We start from the raw sequence: 18,519 nt of genomic DNA on the forward strand, positions 1-18,519 counted from the left end.
CTATCTATTGCATGTTCAGCTAGTTTTTCTGATTCATAACATTGCATATTTATTTTAGTTTTGCAACACCCTCAATAGGTGAAAATGCTGCTAAATCTGTAAAACTAGTATGGTTTGTTTTTGGAATTACCACTGTGTACACGCCCGGTTTTTCAATCGTTTTATTTCTTAAATAGGATATTTCCAATAGTTCATTTTGGACTCCGGTTGTCTTTTGATTCTTAGCTTCTTTCATATAATGAATCGTAGCCTCAGCATTCATCAACATGAATGGTTTCTGAGGACCGTCTTTAGGCATTGGATCGCCAAACAATCCGCCATCCATATCAATTGCAGCTTTAATACGCGTATCCTTTACTAACATTTGTGCGGAAGTTGCTCCTCCAAAAGAGTGACCGAACATTCCAATTTTGTCATAGTTAATTAAGTCTGCAATAGTTTTAAAACTTTTATCGAAATTACCTTCTATTACTTCGTTTAAAACAAAAGTAGTATCCTGTTCCCATTTTTGAACTATGGTATTTAAGGCCGTAGGTGTATTTTCAATTGGTATAGAGTCTACACGGTTTCCGTTAGGGAAAATCGTTGTTGCTGCATATCCTGTGAAGTTAAGAGCAATGATTACATAACCTTGACTAGCTAGCTCTTCTAACTGGAATGTATTTTGTTGACCATATAATCCCATCCCATGGCCGAATAAAAGGAGGGGGAATTTTTCTTTATCTTGAAGGGGCTTAGCATCTTGATAAGAGTGTGTTTTTGTTAGCCCTAAATGTGTCGTTACGATATACGGTGCACCGTTTGTTACTGCCAATTGTTCAGCCAGCTCGTTTATGTTCTCAAAATAGGCAGAAGGATTCCCTGATCCCTTTTCGGCAGGATAGTATACTTGTATCATTAACTCACGATTTCCATGATTATTTGGTACAGTTGTTTCTTTTCGATTTGTATCAATTAAATGAAAAGCTTTCGTTCCTACTGTATATTTTCCAGTAGGCTCTGGGAGTGTTATGATCGGAAAAAGTAAAGGTAATGTAAACATTGCGATAGCAGTTACGATAATTCCTAAACCTTTTAAAACTTTCATCACTAACTTTTTAGAAACGGCTGTAGTTTTTGGTTTCAAAAAAACTTGTAATGTTAAAACGAACAATAAGAAATAGGCGGGAATCATGCGCCAGTTTGCACCAATTACAATGATGGTGACAAATAATAATGCATAATTTATTAGTAAAATGACTCCATTTTTTTTCGTCAAACCCCGTTTGATAAAGATGGGAATGATACTAGATAAAAGTAATACAGCAACAAAAATGATTTCTAACATTTTTAGCTCCTTTCCTAATCAATATAGATATAGATTGATAATTTACAACATTCCCAATTATATAACTGTAATTGATGATTGTATGCATGTAAGTTTAGAATGTTTTTATATGACATTTAAAAAAGTACTCATACGAGTACTTTTTCTTAAATGAATTATTATTTATTTTTAAACCGTTCCCCATAAATGATAAACCATTCCACTTACAAAAAATGCTAATCCTAAAAATAAAACAATTAAAGCAAGCACTCCATTTTTATTATTTTCCATAAAAGTAGCTCCTTTTTCATTTACTTACATACAAAAAGCCTTTAGTCGTAATTATGGCTAAAGGCTTTAATCTTCATACTTTGTAGTTTATAAAAAAGTTGCACTTCTGTATTAATCTGGAATATGATTGTTTAAAGAGAAGGTGATGAGTACATGCAAGAAATAAAACAATTCCCGCTTATATCTGGAAATCCCTCATTAGATTTAGTAAATACAGAGCTAGTTAGGCGTGGACAACGTTATGATTTATTAATAACAAATGAAGATGTATTAGAATGGTTACATGTAATAAAGGTTAATCTTCCTTTTTGGAATGAAAAAACACTTATAGGAATTCAGAAGCGAATGAATCAAGTTACATCTAGTATATTAGAAATAAGAGAAGTACTGAGAAAACAGTTTGAGGCAATTGCTGATCAGCAAGAAATTTCTAATGATTTTATTACGTATTTAGAAAAACAAATTGAGAAGGCACCATTTACATATAAAATCATTGAACAGCAGCTAGTATCTATCCCAGTTGGAGAAATCGAGGATGTACTCGCATCGTTAATTGCATTTGACGCTTTAACGTTAATAGCAGAAAATAAGCTTATTTCCCTTAAAAGGTGTTCAAATCCTGACTGTGTTTTATTATTTATAGATAAGAGTGGAAAACGAAAATGGTGTTCTATGAAAATATGTGGGAACCGGAAAAAGGTAGCAAAATTTCAGGATCGAAAATTTGAAGAAGTTTAGAGAATCAACTTATAACAGTTGATTCTTTTTTTGCACTTTAGAACTAACCCCTTAAATTAATATTTACAGGTTAGTTATGCCGAGTTATAATTGTTGGTAAATAAAGGAGGAGAACGATGGATAATATAACAGCAACTAAGCAGAAAGATCCTCAACCAATAAGTGTACGATATTTTACAAAAATGAAAGGGAAAGGAAGAAGCCCATTACAAGTAAATGTAAAGGACTCTTTAACGGGACTACTAGGGGGGTTTTTAACAATTCTTACCTTAACATATTTAACGAGCATAACCTCTACAGAATTATTAATGGCTCCATTTGGTGCGAGTTGTGTATTAGCGTTTGGAGTTTGGAATGCGCCATTATCTCAGCCGCGTAATATTATTGGAGGACATTTGATTTCAACTTTCATTGGTCTATCAATATATCATTTGTTTGGGAATGAATATTGGACAATTGCTTTAGCGGTGGGGATGGCAATAGCCGTTATGATGTTAACGAGAACGACTCACCCTCCGGCAGGCGCCGATCCGATTATCGTTATTTTAGGGGCAAACAGTTGGAGTTATTTAGTAACACCAGTTTTAATTGGCTCCGTTGTTATTGTAGTTATTGCTTTATTCATTAATAATATGAGTAGTAAAAGAAGCTATCCAACTTTTTGGATGTAGTTTGTGAAGTGAAAAATAATTTAAGTGAGTATTCTATTCTTACTATGTTTTATTTTTTATATAGTAAAAGCCTTAGTCGTAATTGCAGCTAATGACTTGGGTCCTCATACTTTGTAGTTCATAAAGAAAAGACACTTTAAAGTGCCTTCTACAGATTTGAATTATTTAATTCATGTAATTAATATTCGTTAGCATAAAACTCTTTTATTAATTTTATTTCATTTGTATCTGGATTAAACTTAAATATTTTAATTTGATTCGATTCATCTTTGTATGCAAATGTATTCTCACCAACTTGGGTCATATTGCTGGTGTTTAAAATAGGATCGCTACCGTGATCAGTAATTTCCACAGTTTTCTCCCGGTCCCAGAATGCAATGACAATAATCAAAATGATAAGACATACCCGTATAAAACGTAATTCTCTTGCAACAGGATGTTCCATCTGTTTGTCTCCTTTACTGTTTGATAGAGTGTGTTTATAAAAGAGATAATTTCTAGGAATATAAATAAAAAAGACACCGTAAAGTGTCTTTTTTATTTTAGTTATGCGCATTACTTAATAAGACGCTAGTTCCTCAGTCTGGCTATGAGTAACTATGTAGGGTGATTTTATTATAACATTTTAACCAGTAATGGGTCTATATGGAATTTAATTGTTTTTATTTTTGATTATTCAGAACGATTAATTGGGTATTTGGATGAAGGAAGCAGTGACTTAACTTGTTTTAGAAGAGTGTTTAGATGAGCTTGATATAGATGAAGATTTAGATGCTATGTCTTACATTGGTCTTGCAGCAATATAACTGGAGAAAGGGGAGGGGGCTAATCTTGAGATTTGGAAAGAAGCTGATGTAGAAGATTATGAAGAGAGAGAGAAAGTTTTACATACATTAAAAGCACAACTGATAAAGTGTAGAGTTATATTTCCCTTTACACGAACATAACGGTATACTATAGTTAAGTTAAGTAAACTTAACTATTTAACGAAACGAAATAAAAGCATGGAGGAATAACGCTATGACTAGAACGTATAAAGAAGTAATTAATGAAATGAACCGAGCTTATAATGAATTCTACATTTTACTATTCCAGGAGTTAAAAGATGAGTTCGGTCTTACAGGACAGCAAGAGAGCATGCTATTTCATATTAATTTAAATGAAAACACGACAGCAAATCACATTGCGACTACCTTTAATGTATCCAAAAGTGCTGTTAGCCAAGTTTTATCTAAATTGGAGAAACAGAAGATGATTTCAAAACAAGTAAACCCTAATAATAAACGGGAGTATTTTCTTACACTTGGTCCAAACGGTAGTAAGTATATAGAGCGGTTGTCTGAGTTAGATGATGTATTAATTGAGAAATATTTTTCTAAAATCGATATAAATGCCCTTGAGCAAATGACAGAGACGTTAACGAGAATAAATAAAGTGATATTGGAAGAAAAACAGAAGGATCTTAATTGTAATGAGTAAGAACTTAGATGAAGCAATTAGTAGAAAGGAGGAGAAGCGTGTTATGAGTTTGATACCAAATATGATTACGATAGCAAATTTTGTATGTGGGCTTTTAGCTATTTACGCTGTTTTCGTTCACGATATTTATTTGGGAGCAGTTTTTATTATTACAGGTATGCTGTTTGACTTTTTTGATGGCATGGTCGCTCGGAAAATGGATTCTGTTTCAGAAATTGGTGGAGAGTTGGACTCATTTGCGGATTTAGTTACTTTTGGTGTGGCACCGTCTATTCTTGCATATAGTGTCGCTTTAAAAGATTTGCAGTCTATCGGGATGATATGTGCACTTGCTTACAGTATTTGCGGAATGCTTCGGCTTGCAAGATTTAACACACAGCAAAGCAAACTCCCGACCTTTATCGGCATGCCAATCCCATTCGCGGCAATGTGTCTCCTCATTTTATGTTTTTTAAAGAATCCAGTTTCCGTGGCGTTTGGTACATGCGTACTCGCTTATTTAATGGTGAGCAAAATCAAATTCCCTCATTTTAAAAAAGATATAGCTGAAAGCTTGAAGCCTGGAAGATTGGATTGATGATACAGAATTACAATGAGAAAGATAAAGGAGAATAACATGATTCGTATGGCACTAAGATCATTCAACATACAAATGTATTGTTTGCTAGGTGTAATGTTATTGGGATGGTTAATGACACCTTTTTCAGCCCAGTTTGTAGGGATAAGCATTGGCCTTTTAGTGAGTATGTACTGCGCCTGGATTTTGGGAAGGCGTATTGAAAAGTTCGGAGATAGCATTGTAAAAAAAGAAAAAGCACCGATGCTCGGAATGATAAATCGATTCGCAGCAGCAATACTCGGTGCGATTATTATGTATGAAATTGAACACGATGAATTCATGTGGACATTCGCTGCTGGAATTATGGGTGGGTATTTCTTGGTTATTATTAATTTGGGGTATTATAGTATGAGGGAAGCGGAGGAATAAAGTTTCACTTTATTATAAAGAAAAGACACCCATATAAGAGTGTCTTTTCTGATAGTTTTTTAGCAGAAGCAAGAAGCTCCAACGATGATTAATAAAATAAACAGTACAACTAATAAAGCAAATCCTCCAGCAAAACCGCAGCCTTCGCCGCAACTACCACCAAAACCCATAATAGTTCCTCCTTTTAATAAGAGGGGAAAACAAGGGTACACTCATGTATTTTAACGGATTCAAATTACTTTATGTTTTTTACGCAATAATTGAGCAGGTCCTTTGGAAAATAAAAAAAGACACCCTAAGGTGCCTTCTTCCGACTTGAACCATCTTAATTGTATTGCGTCGTTATCATATAAGAAAAAAAGACATCAATTAAGATGTCTTTTTTTCTTTGTAAAATTGGTGTTAAGAAGGTATAACCTATGAATAATATAACAATCATCGAGTAAGTTTATTATAGCAGCGATAAATAGGATTTTTATATGCAATATTACATATATATAGATTTATTTATGTTTTATTTGTATATTTTAATTGTCTGTTCCTTGTTTTAATTCGTTTAGTTATATTATTTTTTGAGTGCTCCAGCAATGGAGCCTTTTTTAGTATTCTATTTTGATGATGTTCCATAAAATTAGCATCTTTTAAGGCTGTTTTTATATAAAAAGCCTTTAACTTGTATTTATAGCTAAAGGCTCTGAGTGTCATACTTTATAGTTTATAAAATCTTATAAGAAGAATAACCAGGATTTTATATAGAATTTATCCCGCTATTTGCCGGGCTGCCCATAAACACCCGATTGGTGAGAGCTGATTAAAGTTTCACTTTATAATGTTTTTTATCCAATTTGGAACTGAAATGTACTAGCTTGATAATGAAGCTAGGTTATTAGAAGTGAAAAATTTTAGTTTTATTATAATTAATAGAAATGAAAGTAGTGTAAATATAAATCCACTCCAAATAAGTTGGTGAATACCTAAGTTTGAAATGAACCAGCCTCCAATAGTTGTTCCTAGAGTAATTCCGAGATTTGAGAATGAAACGAATAGGCTATTACCAAATTCGGGTGCTTCTCTTGCTTCACTTATTAACCATGTTTGACCAACAATTAATCCACCAGCATGCACGATTCCCCAAATGAATACCATGAAAATCATTGGAACAAGATAAGAACCTAAGTAATAAACCAATATGTAAACAATAGAATATAAAATGGGGAACGATATTACTGTATTTACTATGCTTCTTTGCAAGAGACTACCAAATAAATGATTGCCTAAAATCATAACTATACCAAATATGAATAGCATGATACTGATGAGCGATCCATTCATGGAAGTTACTTTTGCAAGGTATTCGGCGAAGTAGCTGTATACGGAAAACATGGCTGCAAAAAGGAATGTGACAGTTAAAATATTTAACCATAATCCTGGTTTGCCGAGTATACGAATTTGTTTGCCGAAAGACATTTTTTCTTTAACGGGCATAGAAGGAAGTGAGATTAGTATTCCAATGAATGCAAGGGCGTTAATAAACGCTCCGAATAAGAAAGCAACTTCTAATGAAAATTGATCTGCAAGGTAAGAGGTTAATGGTACACCTAGTGCAAAGCCAACCGTAATTCCCATGAAAACTTTTGTAACCGCTTGACCACTCTTTTCAGGAGGGACAAGTTTAGCAGCAGTTACAAGAGCGATTGAAAAGAAGAGTGGGTGAAGTGCTGCAGGTAAAATACGAAAAATAAGCATGATTTCAAATTGTGTTGTATAAGCGTAGATTATATTTGAAATAACAAAAACAAAGATTGCTATTAATAAAATTATTTTACGATTAATACTAGAGACGAGTAGAATTAAAAACGGACCAGAAATAGCAACGACTAGTGCGAATATACTTACTAAAAACCCTGCTTGTGCAGTTGAAATGCCAAATTTCTGAGTGATTTGTGGTAATACACCGACAATACCCATCTCGGTAGTAATAATTCCAAACACCCCTATTGCTAGTGTAAGAATAAGTAAAGGACTTACTTTTTTCATTTGTAAAACTCTCCATTCTTCTTATTATTTTGAAAGTGAAATCGATTTATTAACAAAGAAATGAGCATGATTGGATGTCAATAGTATTAGAATTATGTAATGTTAACCACAAAAACAGATATCTAAATAACTAGATATGATGTGTTGAAAAAAATGCTCCTTTCTATGTTTCTTGCTTTTATAGGTAGCGAAGTTTTAAAAAGAATGTATTAGGCGGCTATATAAAAGCAGAATGTGTGAAAGCAAATAATCAATTGGTAGGTTGATTATTTGCTTTCACTTTATAATTCATTTTGAACGTATTCAGAAAACGCTTGTATTGTTTTTTCATTTCGACGATAATATGTCCATTTTCCAATTCGGTCAGAGTCTAGTAGTCCTGCCTTTTTCATAGTTAATAAATAACTAGAAATAACCGATTGGGCTAAGCCAGTTTTAAGCTGAATATCTCCTACACACACTCCAATCTGAAAATTAATCCCTTGTTCTAAATAAGGTTTTTCGTCGAAATGGTTTTCTGGATTTTTTAACCATGATAAAATTTGACATCTTGTGTCATTTGACAATGCTTTATAAATTAATGAAGGTTCCATAAGGATATTATATCTACTTTTATAGATTTGTAAATGGGTTTGTGTGATTTTAAGGGAAGAAGGTATAGTTGATCTCCTCGAATAGGAATAAGGTGCTCTTGATCTGTATCCTTTGTAAAGGACATTCTAAAAAAAGTTAGGCAACCTAAAAAAGATGATTTCTGTATGCAAACAGGAGTCATCTTCTTTAAATTCTATTGATAGCAAGAGTGATTATAGTACGTCATATATTTCTTAATTTCATGTTTTAACTGAACAAACGAGTCACATGATTTTATATATGCTTTATCGGTTAAAGTACTACGAGGATTACGTGCAAAAATGATAGTATTGTTAGGTTTAAGCATGTTGTTGCCTAGCTATCAATGGCGGATGCCTAAGAAGAGTAATAATAAAACCCAACTGAAGATTTAAGAAAAATTTTATGTTTACCCCACTCTTTATTTTAAAAGTTTTTCCTATCCTATAAATGAGTTACATCATGAAGGAGACTAAAAAAGACAAAGTCATAGATGAAAATGTAAAGTTAGGGGATTCTACATGCATACAGAAGTTTTAATTAGTTATTTGTATACTTATTTTTTTACAATTATGTTTTGTATTTTATTTCAAATTGGGTTTTATTTTAAAGCGAAAAGAAATATATCTATCTGGCATTTTCTATGGGTATATGTTTTTCTATTCTACCTTTCGCTAGTGTATAAGGTGACGCAAATCGCGACTGTATGGGATATAAGTAGATATGAAACGTGGATTCGTGTAAGTCAAATCAATTTGACTCTATTTGATACGGCAGGTAGTACTACATATCTTTTGAACATTGTACTGTTTATGCCGTTAGGTTTTTTATTACCGATGATTTGGCCGCACTTTAGAAAAATGAAAAACACCGTATGTGCAGGATTTCTTTTTTCATTGGCAATTGAGTTAAATCAATTACTAAATAATAGAATTACAGATATTGATGATTTATTTACGAATACCCTCGGGGCGATTATTGGGTATTTATTATATAGAGCTTTTAAAATGATATTAAGAAGAGAGGGGAAAAAGCTTGATACCAACTCTTCTCTAGTTATAAAATACGAGGCTGTTTTTTGTTTAGTGTGTTCATTTGTAGGGGCGATGTTAATTTATCATCCAGCTTTATTTGGAAGACCTGTCATCATTCAGTGAGGTGATTACGAATTTCTTTTGAACGCTCGAGCGATATTTCAATTTGCAAAAAGCCTTTAACTTGTTATAGTTAAAGGCTTTTATCATCATGATTTTTACTTACCAATTACCCACTCTAACATCCGCTTTCAACCACTTCACCCAATCCAAATCCTCTACCTTAAGCAAACTGAGCGAAACACCCTTCATATCTAAAGAAGTTAACAGCGTACCAACCTTTACGAATGTAACTTGTAAGCTTTCCAATTCACATAAACGGCGAATGTCATTTGCAAAAATGTATTGTTCCATTAATGGAGTTGCGCCGAGTCCATTAATGAGGATAGCGAAGTTATCTCCTTTTCTCCAGCGATAAATGCTTTTTAGTTTGTTCATCAGTTCAATCGCTAATATTTCAGAAGAGGATAGTGCTTCTTTACGGTAACCTTTTTCTCCGTGAATGCCGACGCCATAAAACACTTCATCATCGTTTAATGTGAATGAAGCTTTTCCTTTTACTGGATCGTTGGCAGGGGAAAGGGCAACTCCTAATGTGTGTAAGTTTTCAGTGATAGAACGGCCGAGTGCTGTTAGTTCTTCTAAAGAGTGACCTTCAAGAGCGGCCGCACCTAATATTTTTTGGACGAAAACAGTGCCAGCTACGCCGCGTCTTCTTTTATTAAAGGAAGCATCATCTTCAATTGAAATATCGTCATTTACGATGATATGGTCAACTTTTCTTCCTTCTTCTTGAGCAATTTGCTTTGCTGCTAGAAAGTTTTCTACGTCATCTTTAAAGTTTTTGATGATGAATAGTATACTTTTATCTTTTGGTATGAGGCGAGTTGCCGCCGCAATTTGTTCCACTGTAGGCGGAGTGAAAATACTGCCGTTTACTGCCGCTGTAAGCATACCTTTTCCTACATAACCAATATCAGCAGGTTCATGTCCGCTACCACCGCCGCTTACAATAGCGACGTCTTGCTTCATTTTTTCGATATCTTTTACATAAATGATGTTATTTGTTTCATCGTAATTTACTTTGTCGTTATGTTCAAAATAAAAGCCATGCAGCATATCTTGAACGATATTTTGTACATCATTCATAATCTTTTTCATTGCTTTTGCCACCCTTTAATTACTTTGCTGATTGCTCAAGTAATAGTAGTAATTGATTGTTTATCATATTTTTCATAAGAGAAGACATAACGGATGGATCTACTTCGCACTTGCTTTCAATCCAATCTTTTATCGTTCCAACGAAGCCGTGACTATAAAAGGAGGCAATCGTATTTTTGGTCTCATCAGAAAGGCTGAATCCACAGCTCACAGATAATTCATCAATAATCTTCATATATAAGTTTTTCGTATGCTCAAATAAATAGTGATTAAACGAGTTTTGCTCAATGACTTTAAAAGCATTTCGGTAAAATTTTTGATTTTCATAAAAGTAATCAAATAATAAATCGAAAATGTTTTCCCATTTTTCATAATCGAGAAAGTCTATAATATTTTCTTTCGTTTCTTCTCTATAAATCCAGCTTAATAGTTCAAATTTATCTTTAAAATGATAATAAGAAGTTTGCCTACGCATTTGACAGTGTAACATAATATCGCTCACTGATATTTTATGAAACGACTCTGTTTCCATTAAATACTTCAATGAGTTCGCGATTATCTTTTTAGAAATTATAGAAGAGGTCATCTGAATCATCCCTAGAATGTTATTAATATAAAAATCCTATCTATAAATGAGAGCGGTGTCTTTAGACAGATTGTCCATTTTGTCCGTTTACTATAAAACGCTTTCATTTTAACATGAGTAGTAAGAAGAAGATTTCAAATATATCACAATATATTAAAGGAATTGAGGGAGAACTACAATGAAAAAGATTATAAACAAACCAGAAACATTAGTAATGGAAATGTGTAACGGAATGGTTATGGCTCACCCAGAGCTTGAGCTTTTGAAAAAACATAAAGTAATTAAGAAGAAAGAAATGAACGAAAATAAAGTAACGTTAATTAGCGGCGGCGGTAGTGGTCATGAGCCGGCACATGCAGGATTAGTCGGAAAAGGAATGTTAGATGCGGCAGTGTGCGGAGATGTGTTTGCGTCACCTTCACAAATTCAGGTATATCAAGCAATTAAAGAAACAGCTAGTAAAAAAGGTACGTTATTAATTATTAAAAATTATAGCGGCGATATTATGAATTTCAAAAACGGTGCGCATTTAGCGACGGAAGATGGAATTGAAGTCGACTACGTAAAAGTGGACGATGATATTGCGGTAGAAGATAGCCTATATACAGTAGGACGCCGCGGCGTTGCGGGAGTTATTTTAGTTCATAAAATTGCCGGCGCAGCAGCGGAAGCAGGTATGGATTTAGGAGCGGTGAAAGCTGTAGCAGAAAAAGCAGCGGCTAACGTGCGCACAATCGGTTTAGCGTTAACGTCTTGTACAGTTCCAGCGAGCGGATCACCTACTTTCACACTTGCGGAAGATGAAATGGAATACGGCGTAGGTATTCACGGCGAACCAGGAATTAAGCGTGAAAAAATGCTGTCGGCTGATGAATTAGCTAACCGTATGACAAATGATTTAATGAAAGATTTAGGAGTAAAAGATGGCGAGGAAATCGCACTTCTAGTTAACGGTTTTGGCGGAACACCACTGCAAGAACTTTACTTATTTAACAACGCCGTTACGAGAGAACTAGCTGCAAGAAACATTAAAATTAATAGAGTATTCGTCGGTAACTATATGACAAGTATTGATATGGCTGGTATGTCTTTAACGGTAATGAAGTTAGATGACGAGCTAAAAACATTACTATCAAAAGAATGTAATACACCAGCGTTTAAAGTAGATGGACCAGTTGAAAGTGTAGAGTACGTGAATGTACTTGAAGAAACAGAAGAGAAGGAAGTTTCCTTTGAACTAGAAACAGCGGAAGAGCACGCTGTGATTAAAAATAATGTCATTACATTAAACAACATGATTTATCTCGTTGATAAAATGAGCGATATTATTATTAAAAATGAAGTACCGTTTTGTGAGTTAGATACACATGCAGGTGACGGCGACTTCGGAATGAGTGTTGCAAAAGGATTTAAGCAATTAAAACGTGAGTGGCATTCTATTGTAGAACAAGAAAACGTAACGATCGGATCATTCCTTGACGGTTGCTCCATGATTATTATGGAACATTGCGGCGGCGCATCTGGTCCAATTTGGGGCGGAGCATTCCGCGCAGCTAGTAAAGCAGCGGGCGAAAAACGTGAGCTAACAGTGAAAGAATTCGCTGAAATGTTGCAAGCAGCACTGCAAGGCATACAATCTATCGGAGAAAGATCGTTCGGTAGAGGAGCAGTAGTTGGTGATAAAACGCTTGTTGACGCACTTGCTCCATGTGTAGACTCTTGGTTAGATAGCGCCTCAAACGAAGTCGACGTAAAAACTGCCTTTGAAAAAGGTGCAGAAGCAGCGGTTAAAGGAGCAGAGTACACGAAAGAAATCGTAGCTCGCATGGGCCGCGCTGGTACAGTTGGCGAAAGAAGTTTAGGATATCCAGATGCAGGTGCACATGCGCTTGGAGTTATCTTTACGGAGATTGCGGGTAGTTTGAAATAGGAATTAGAAAGTCCCCTCTGCTTTAAGGTGGAGGGATTTTTATATAGTTGATATGTAGAAGACTTCTTTCGGTTCTTTCTCAGTAAAATATGAGTTTGTTACTGTTTTTGATAAAATCTTATTTCAAAAATACAACTAATATTTCTCAACATTAATATATTGAAAATAGTTAGAATATTTAAGATAATCATTTGTGAAGAAGTAAATTATAAAAAAAGGGGGAATTTATTTTGTTACGTCGTTTATCTATTTGTACAGTACTAACAGCTTTTATATTTACTTTATTTACATTTAACGGCTCTGCTTTCGCGGCTACGAATGCTACTGAAAATGTAGTAGCAGCTTGTGCAAAGGGAGGTACGGTAGGTGTATATGGTGCAAAGATGCGCAGTGGTTATACTGTCGATTCACCTGTCTTACATACATTTAATGATGGTACGAAAATTACTGGAACATGGGTAACTGGTGAATATGTTCAAGGTCATTACAGTAATTCTAAACAGTGGTTAAAAGTTACATATAAAGGGATGACAGGTTATGTATCCCATACAACATTATATAACGTTTGCTCATAAAACTATGTACCATAATAGCTTTGGATATATTGAGCTAATCTCTTCTAGAGATTAGTTCTTTTTTATCTCTTAGTTTTTAATGGGGCATTTTTTGAAAAAGACCAACGATTCATTAAATCGATGGTCTTACGTTTATATAGTATTCATTTGTATCTATATCAAATTTTTCATTGCTTTTTGCTTATTTTAGACTTAGTTTGTTTGTGATTGCAGCTTATCAATTTTCCAGTATGTTTGTAGGGGGTCTAAAGAGCTTTCAATATAAAACATATATTCATCTACGGTATGTGGTACTTCAAAAGCTATTTTCAATTCTACCGTTTCATTTGGTTTAACTTGTATATCAGAAGGGTTTTGATCAAGCACCTTTCCTTTATAGATTTTTCCGTCTTTTTCATCTTTTAAGTTATATTTTAATTCTGATAGTCCAATCGTTTGACCTCGTACATTTTTTACAGAGACATTAACAATGACGGAATCGTTGCTAGCATTTAAATATGCACTTTGAACAGCGGCCAAGTAATAGCCTCCCTTAACACTCTCGCCAACTAATAAAATACCTTGTTCCAAGCGGCTCATCTCTTCTTTTTCTTCAAAATTTATTAATTCTTCATTTTCATTTTTTGCGGTTGGTTCTTCTATTGGACCATTTTCAACGGCACTATCTGTTTTATCTTGTGTGCAAGCAGCCGTAACACTGACTAATACTAGAATGAAAGTAAGTAATATAGATAATTTTCTCATAAAATTTATCTGTCTCCTTAAGTTTCTCAATTTTGTGCAGCTATACATATAAGATTAACATAATGTCTCATTATTGGCTCAAAATAGGGGGTCTTTTAGACAACTTATTCTTTTTACTTTTAATATACATTCGATTGGTTCTCGCGATATTTGTTAATCTTTTAAAACATTGGCTTAGTAATACCGAGGGTTATTATAGATATATTAATCATGTAATTTGTCCATATCAAAATGAACGTTTTTTGCATCTAATATATTGTAAATATATTTTATTTTGAAAGGATGTGATTATATGGCCCATAAATCTACTGGAGTGTTTCGAGTTCCAGTCTCTGAAAATGGGATTATTCCAACTGCTCTCAACATTATGTTAAACAATGATTCACGTTGCCATACTAGTAATGTAACGGTAACTGTTAAGAGAAGTCGAAACACTTTTTTCCCAACTCAAAATGAATTAGTTGAAATCTCTCGTACTTTTGTTTCTTTAGAACCAAACAGAACAACTAAGATTGTGTTATTTACTCCAGAAGTCCAAATAGAAGATTTTCTTGATGTCATCATTAGTGGAAATAAAGAGGATGTTAAGGATGTTCTTGTATATTCTTTCTTAGCAGATTCAGTAGGTCATAATCTGCCATCTACTGTTTTCAGAAATGCAGAATACACTTTTGCTTGCTGACACAGTGATGATGTATTCTTTACTGTCGTATATCTGAATTGAAATGTTGCAAACAGCACTTCAAGGCATATAATCTATCGTTGAAAGATCATTCGGCAGAGAGCGGTAGTTGGTGAAAGAAGTTTAGGATATCCAGATGCAGGTGCACATACGCTTGGGGTTATCTTTACGGAAATTTTAGGTAGTTTGAAATAGAAATTAAAAGATCCCTTCTACCTTAAGGTGGAGGTATTTCCTTAATATTGTTTTTTAATATATATTGCTAAATATGTTCCCATAATTCATTCTATTGTATTGAGAATAATGTCATCTACAAAAAGGAACTAGTATTTGAAGGAGTTCCACCTCAAACATACTCCAATGCATATAAATATGTTTGAGGTGGATTTATTAACGAATTTTATATATAGCATGAATGAAAATGGGATAAATAAAACAATGCTTCTCAGTATGTTTTTAAGAATTAATTGAGCAGGTCCTTGTAAAAATAAAGAAAAGACACCAAAAGGTGCCTTCTGCCGACTTAAATTATTTTAATATTATCGTTCTAAGTTTAAAAGCTATAGGGATTTTTTCTGTGGGATTTGTAAGTAGTTTTTACGAAATTATGAGTGTTTTTTATTTTGTAATTCAATAAGTTCATCTGGTAGCATTTTTGTATAATATTCTTTTTCTGTTAGTTCAAATATAAATAATGCTTTTTTCCAGTTATAAATAACATCTTCTACATTATGTTGTTTAATTTTTAATAATAACTGACCTTTTAAATAGAATAGTTCACCTAATAGGTATAACGTATTTAGATTAATTGCTAATTTGATGCCCTTATCAATGTATTTTATTGCCTCTTCATGTTGATATGTGAAGTCCAAAGATTTTGCTAAATTTAACATGATTTTCAACTTAATTTCTTTATCTCTAGGAAAATCTAACTTATTAAAATTACTTAAACATCTTTTTAATATATTAATACTTTTTTCATATTCTTTATTTTCCGCATAAAATATAGCCATTGTTTGCATAATATCTATTTCTCTTTCTGATAAAAAATCAGAATTAGTTAAAGTCAGTTTTAATGCATTATTTAAAAAATCTAAAGCAGTTTTTAATGATTTATCCACCATAAATATAGCAATTGCTTCATGCCATATTAGAAATTGTTTCTCTTCTTTTGTTTGAAAATTATTTAAGTTTTTCTCTTTTTTCACTATTTCATAAAGTTCTTTATATTGTTTTTGCTTTAAGCAATCTTTTATTACGTATTTTACATTTTCTACATATTTTAATCTTTTATTTTGAGTTAGTGCAAATATGTTATTCGGATCAATACCAAGTCTTTCTGATAATTGATATAACAATATACTAGATGGATAAATCATACCTTTTTCGATCTTACTAATTTGACTTTGTGAACATATTCCGTGACATAAGTCGGATTGTGATATATTTTTTTTAATTCTAAGTTCTTTAATGGTAATACCCAAATCGTTAAATTCCATTTTCCCCACCTACTATTTAACACTTTATTAGTATGATATTCTCTAACCTTAATGTAATGTAAAATTAATATAGTTGCAATTATTGTTTTAAAGGGCTTATCGTTTCTATAAGATGGTGAGATTTTTTTATGTACAAAAAAGACACCAAAAGTTCCTTTCGCCGACTTGGACCACGTTCATTTAATATAAACCTATCTGTATTTTCACATGCTTCTCTAATCCCTCTATTTTACATTTGATAAAATAAAATCCTAATATTACCAATAATTAAATAAATATTTCTACATATTCAAGATATTTATATAAATTACAAAAGTGATACATTTAAGTTGTAAGCTATAAAAACTATTAAAGGGGGATTTATTATGTTCAGGAAATTAGTAGTAGGAGCAGTAGCAACAGGTATTGCATTAACAGGGGGAATTGGTGCAGCTTCAGCTGATACGCAAAAAGCTGTGAGCTCTCCGAAGCAAGCAACATGCTCAATTCCTTATGAGTATTCTAATGGTAAATTCAAAAGAACTCTTTATTACTCAAATGGAGTATATGCTAATAGTTTTAATGAAAATGTTTGTGGCGGGACGATTACGTGGTACTTAAAACATGTTCAAAATGGAGTTGCTTTTTACGAAGGTAATTTAAAATAGTAGATTTTTTGAACCTCATTTATTGAGGTTCTTTTATTTTTAGTTTTTAAACTGATTCTCTATAAAAAAGACACCCTAAGGTGCCTTTTTGCGATTTGATCCATTGTAATATGGTATTGAATGCCAGTCCGATTATTATTTTACCATGTTAAGTAGTTTCGGTTATTGAGAAAAAATACAACTCATTGTTTGAATGCAAAAAAGCCCTAGGGGGACTAGGACTTTTTGCTAGAATGAATAAGATTTAAAAAAGGACTTATATAACGTAACATATGAATGTTTCGTAAATGTATCAAAAAAGTGAACAAAAGCGTTAATTTTAATAAAAAAAGCTCCGCGATAAAAGTTGCGGAGCTTCATAAGGTCGAGTTATGTCGTACTCACAAGGGATTTTAACATGGATGTTGTGGTAAAAATACTGGTGAATTTATCCTGTAATACCCCCACTGATTAGAGTTTCACTTCATTCGAAGGAATTCATATTTTATAAATTAGATTATGATAGTTGATATTCTCCATATTGACCAGAAAAGAACTAAAAATTCTAGTGAAATTCCAAGTGTTCGTTTCCTAGTTTTTTGAAATTCTTTTATTAAATAACCAACAGCACTAATTGCTATAAGAATGAAAAGAATAAGTTCGAGTGTAACTGGCATTTTATCTACCCCTAATACATTAATTTGTTATATAGAGATTATAAGATATTTTTACGGCTAGTAGTGAAAAATTTAATAAAACTATCTCTAATGGAGTTTTGTTTGAACTTCTAAAAGTATTTTTGAAAACCATTGTACGTAAAGTTTCTGCGTATGTTTTTAGGAAACAAATTTTAGAAAAAGATAACAAAAAACCCGCTCCTCGTCGCCGTTGTAAGCAAAAGGGTGGGTTTTGTAAAAAATAAATGAGCCCTAATGGATATAATGTACAAAAGAAAAGAGGCTTTCTTATGAAAGGATAGACTTTCATGTGTCATCACTATTAATAATGATGTGTTATTTTTACATAGAAACGAATAAGGAACAGAACAAGTTATAGTTTAAAGGGATAAAATGGTGGGATTGTATTGAGAAATTTTTTTGAAACAATAATATTCAGAAAATTAAAAGTTTTACTGGAAGATTTTTGTTATTATGTTAGTAATCTATAGACAAAGGAGAAGGGGCTATATGAGTGTACATGTAATAAAAAAGGAAGAAATCAATTTACTTTTACAGGAGTGGTATAGAGAAATTCGTTCACAGAATTTCTCTAAGGCAAAGGAATTAAAACAAAGTATTGATACAAAAGTTAATAGTATGGAAGAAGATCGAAAGAATACAGAGTTTTATTCACTTGTAGATTTTAGATTTAAAATGTTAAGTGCAGAGTTTTATCCCCATCAATCTGACATATCTAAGAATGATCTAAGAACCTGTTTAAAATCTTTTTAATAAAATCGCTACACCTGCCAATAAGCAACTCTGTCTGCTATTTTCAAGT

At 32.9% G+C, this 18,519-nt stretch carries 19 protein-coding genes and 4 pseudogenes; 13 read left to right on the forward strand and 10 right to left on the reverse strand.

The window, feature by feature from the left end; genetic code table 11:
* Nucleotides 1-73 precede the first annotated feature (73 nt).
* Nucleotides 74-1,327 (reverse strand): annotated as a pseudogene (locus ACQRBL_RS28670) (alpha/beta hydrolase family protein); the annotation flags it as partial.
* Between the two features lie 423 nt (nucleotides 1,328-1,750).
* Here ACQRBL_RS28670 and ACQRBL_RS28675 point away from each other — a divergent pair.
* Nucleotides 1,751-2,335, forward strand: coding sequence for a CGNR zinc finger domain-containing protein (locus tag ACQRBL_RS28675; protein ID WP_097920701.1), 585 nt, complete (start codon nucleotides 1,751-1,753; stop codon nucleotides 2,333-2,335).
* 116 nt (nucleotides 2,336-2,451) lie between these two features.
* A complete protein-coding gene (locus tag ACQRBL_RS28680; protein ID WP_000368844.1) occupies nucleotides 2,452-3,006 on the forward strand; it encodes an HPP family protein in 555 nt (184 codons plus the stop codon).
* 178 nt (nucleotides 3,007-3,184) lie between these two features.
* Here the strand turns inward: ACQRBL_RS28680 and ACQRBL_RS28685 are convergent, their stop codons facing one another.
* Nucleotides 3,185-3,451: a YmzC family protein gene (locus ACQRBL_RS28685; protein WP_000400965.1), complete on the reverse strand. Its 267-nt coding sequence runs from the start codon at nucleotides 3,449-3,451 to the stop codon at nucleotides 3,185-3,187.
* A 219-nt stretch (nucleotides 3,452-3,670) separates the two neighbouring features.
* Here ACQRBL_RS28685 and ACQRBL_RS28690 point away from each other — a divergent pair.
* The 4 genes and pseudogenes from ACQRBL_RS28690 to ACQRBL_RS28705 all read left to right on the forward strand — a co-directional run bounded on the left by ACQRBL_RS28690 (nucleotide 3,671) and on the right by ACQRBL_RS28705 (nucleotide 5,473).
* Nucleotides 3,671-3,953 (forward strand): annotated as a pseudogene (locus tag ACQRBL_RS28690) (MarR family transcriptional regulator).
* Between the two features lie 73 nt (nucleotides 3,954-4,026).
* Nucleotides 4,027-4,485 carry a MarR family winged helix-turn-helix transcriptional regulator gene (locus tag ACQRBL_RS28695; RefSeq protein ID WP_023521311.1) on the forward strand — a complete coding sequence of 153 codons (459 nt, stop codon included), beginning with the start codon at nucleotides 4,027-4,029 and terminating at the stop codon, nucleotides 4,483-4,485.
* The gene (pssA, locus tag ACQRBL_RS28700) at nucleotides 4,478-5,062 is read left to right on the forward strand and encodes a CDP-diacylglycerol--serine O-phosphatidyltransferase (protein WP_142307215.1); all 585 of its coding nucleotides are present in this window, start codon (nucleotides 4,478-4,480) and stop codon (nucleotides 5,060-5,062) included. Before ACQRBL_RS28695 ends, pssA begins: the two co-directional genes overlap by 8 nt.
* Before the next feature lie 39 nt (nucleotides 5,063-5,101).
* The gene (locus ACQRBL_RS28705; RefSeq protein ID WP_023521313.1) at nucleotides 5,102-5,473 is read left to right on the forward strand and encodes an ATP synthase subunit I; all 372 of its coding nucleotides are present in this window, start codon (nucleotides 5,102-5,104) and stop codon (nucleotides 5,471-5,473) included.
* A 59-nt stretch (nucleotides 5,474-5,532) separates the two neighbouring features.
* On the opposite strand, the gene ACQRBL_RS28710 is transcribed toward ACQRBL_RS28705, so the two are convergent.
* From ACQRBL_RS28710 to ACQRBL_RS28725, 4 genes and pseudogenes are all read right to left on the reverse strand, one after another.
* Nucleotides 5,533-5,643 carry a YjcZ family sporulation protein gene (locus ACQRBL_RS28710; RefSeq protein ID WP_000505669.1) on the reverse strand — a complete coding sequence of 37 codons (111 nt, stop codon included), beginning with the start codon at nucleotides 5,641-5,643 and terminating at the stop codon, nucleotides 5,533-5,535.
* 691 nt (nucleotides 5,644-6,334) lie between these two features.
* Nucleotides 6,335-7,510, reverse strand: a complete 1,176-nt coding sequence (locus tag ACQRBL_RS28715; protein WP_064532722.1) for an MFS transporter — start codon at nucleotides 7,508-7,510, stop codon at nucleotides 6,335-6,337.
* A gap of 281 nt (nucleotides 7,511-7,791) precedes the next feature.
* Nucleotides 7,792-8,103: an ArsR/SmtB family transcription factor gene (locus ACQRBL_RS28720; RefSeq protein WP_000433731.1), complete on the reverse strand. Its 312-nt coding sequence runs from the start codon at nucleotides 8,101-8,103 to the stop codon at nucleotides 7,792-7,794.
* 194 nt (nucleotides 8,104-8,297) lie between these two features.
* Nucleotides 8,298-8,399 (reverse strand): annotated as a pseudogene (locus ACQRBL_RS28725) (TetR family transcriptional regulator); the annotation flags it as partial.
* A 244-nt stretch (nucleotides 8,400-8,643) separates the two neighbouring features.
* Here ACQRBL_RS28725 and ACQRBL_RS28730 point away from each other — a divergent pair.
* Nucleotides 8,644-9,279 carry a VanZ family protein gene (locus ACQRBL_RS28730; RefSeq protein WP_065482407.1) on the forward strand — a complete coding sequence of 212 codons (636 nt, stop codon included), beginning with the start codon at nucleotides 8,644-8,646 and terminating at the stop codon, nucleotides 9,277-9,279.
* 99 nt (nucleotides 9,280-9,378) lie between these two features.
* Here ACQRBL_RS28730 and dhaQ read toward each other — a convergent pair whose 3' ends face one another.
* Complete coding sequence (gene dhaQ / locus ACQRBL_RS28735; protein ID WP_411996664.1) at nucleotides 9,379-10,377, reverse strand: DhaKLM operon coactivator DhaQ; 999 nt, start codon at nucleotides 10,375-10,377, stop codon at nucleotides 9,379-9,381.
* A 19-nt stretch (nucleotides 10,378-10,396) separates the two neighbouring features.
* Entirely contained in the window at nucleotides 10,397-10,963 is a 567-nt protein-coding gene (dhaS, locus tag ACQRBL_RS28740) for a dihydroxyacetone kinase transcriptional activator DhaS (protein ID WP_411996663.1), read from the reverse strand.
* Nucleotides 10,964-11,141: 178 nt separating this feature from the next.
* Here dhaS and dhaK point away from each other — a divergent pair, with 178 nt between their 5' ends.
* Together dhaK and ACQRBL_RS28750 are read left to right on the forward strand one after the other, a co-directional pair.
* A complete protein-coding gene (dhaK, locus tag ACQRBL_RS28745) occupies nucleotides 11,142-12,893 on the forward strand; it encodes a dihydroxyacetone kinase subunit DhaK (protein ID WP_000720701.1) in 1,752 nt (583 codons plus the stop codon).
* A 230-nt stretch (nucleotides 12,894-13,123) separates the two neighbouring features.
* Nucleotides 13,124-13,468, forward strand: coding sequence for an SH3 domain-containing protein (locus tag ACQRBL_RS28750; RefSeq protein ID WP_411996662.1), 345 nt, complete (start codon nucleotides 13,124-13,126; stop codon nucleotides 13,466-13,468).
* Nucleotides 13,469-13,660: 192 nt separating this feature from the next.
* Here ACQRBL_RS28750 and ACQRBL_RS28755 read toward each other — a convergent pair whose 3' ends face one another.
* On the reverse strand, nucleotides 13,661-14,212 hold the full coding sequence (locus ACQRBL_RS28755; RefSeq protein ID WP_001228903.1) for a DUF4352 domain-containing protein: 552 nt from the start codon (nucleotides 14,210-14,212) through the stop codon (nucleotides 13,661-13,663).
* A 292-nt stretch (nucleotides 14,213-14,504) separates the two neighbouring features.
* Between ACQRBL_RS28755 and ACQRBL_RS28760 the strand changes: the two genes are divergently transcribed.
* Nucleotides 14,505-14,894 (forward strand): hypothetical protein, encoded by a 390-nt coding sequence (locus tag ACQRBL_RS28760; protein ID WP_411996661.1) that lies wholly within the window; start codon nucleotides 14,505-14,507, stop codon nucleotides 14,892-14,894.
* Between the two features lie 108 nt (nucleotides 14,895-15,002).
* Nucleotides 15,003-15,089 (forward strand): annotated as a pseudogene (locus ACQRBL_RS28765) (DAK2 domain-containing protein); the annotation flags it as partial.
* Nucleotides 15,090-15,499: 410 nt separating this feature from the next.
* On the opposite strand, the gene ACQRBL_RS28770 reads toward ACQRBL_RS28765, so the two are convergent.
* Nucleotides 15,500-16,393: a helix-turn-helix domain-containing protein gene (locus ACQRBL_RS28770; RefSeq protein ID WP_097920705.1), complete on the reverse strand. Its 894-nt coding sequence runs from the start codon at nucleotides 16,391-16,393 to the stop codon at nucleotides 15,500-15,502.
* Between the two features lie 365 nt (nucleotides 16,394-16,758).
* Here ACQRBL_RS28770 and ACQRBL_RS28775 point away from each other — a divergent pair, with 365 nt between their 5' ends.
* Both ACQRBL_RS28775 and ACQRBL_RS28780 read left to right on the forward strand, forming a co-directional pair.
* Entirely contained in the window at nucleotides 16,759-17,040 is a 282-nt protein-coding gene (locus tag ACQRBL_RS28775) for an LCI fold-containing protein (RefSeq protein WP_000488870.1), read from the forward strand.
* Nucleotides 17,041-18,206: 1,166 nt separating this feature from the next.
* Nucleotides 18,207-18,470 (forward strand): hypothetical protein, encoded by a 264-nt coding sequence (locus ACQRBL_RS28780; protein WP_411996660.1) that lies wholly within the window; start codon nucleotides 18,207-18,209, stop codon nucleotides 18,468-18,470.
* Nucleotides 18,471-18,519: the final 49 nt, after the last annotated feature.

It is taken from the genome of Bacillus sp. AF62 (genome assembly GCF_050312695.1).
GTDB lineage: Bacteria > Bacillota > Bacilli > Bacillales > Bacillaceae_G > Bacillus_A > Bacillus_A cereus.